Raw genomic sequence first — 601 nt, 5'->3', positions numbered from 1 at the left:
TAATGGAAATAAAAACTGTAACTAAAAAATTAATTATATTCTTTATTTTTCTAAGTATTACAAATAGTGCACTCTCTCAAAATAGAGTAAGGTATTTGCTATTTAACAAACTTAAAGACAGTATTGTAAATATACAAAATACTAAATACTATAAAATAGATAAAAATTTATTTAATATAAATAGATACAATGAAATTGACACTATTTCTTTAAAAGAAATACAAACAATAAGTACTCATTCACCAAAGGAACTTTTTAAAGAAGGGGTTTCTATTGTTGATTCATTAATAAAAAAAGCTTATAAAACCAAAAAATTTGTAATAATTGAAGAAACAAAAAATTATTATTTTGAATACATATATATATTAGAAAAAATCACTTCTTCAAAATTCAAAAAAACGCGTGTTTGGTGGGATGATATTAGGGGTTGCCCTTAATATATTACTTTAACCTCAACAAGCTATATTAAAAACAGCAGTTGAGAGCTAAACCAAAGTTTGATTCTTTTCTGCTATCTTTTGTTTTGGACCGAAAATTGTTAATTAAAATCTGCTACTTTTCATATAACCAACCGTTGAAGTGCATTATGACCCATCCTGAA

The 601-nt window shown here is 24.5% G+C and carries 1 protein-coding gene; it reads left to right on the top strand.

The annotated features are described in order from the left end of the window. A partial coding sequence (locus BZARG_RS11145) for a hypothetical protein (protein WP_008638435.1) occupies positions 1 to 437 on the top strand: 437 nt, incomplete at its 5' end. Positions 438 to 601: the final 164 nt, after the last annotated feature.

This window comes from Bizionia argentinensis JUB59 (genome assembly GCF_000224335.1).
GTDB classification, from domain to species: Bacteria; Bacteroidota; Bacteroidia; order Flavobacteriales; family Flavobacteriaceae; genus Algorimicrobium; species Algorimicrobium argentinense.
Note: the sequence above shows the minus strand (reverse complement) of the source record. Positions and strands in the feature narration are given on the sequence as shown.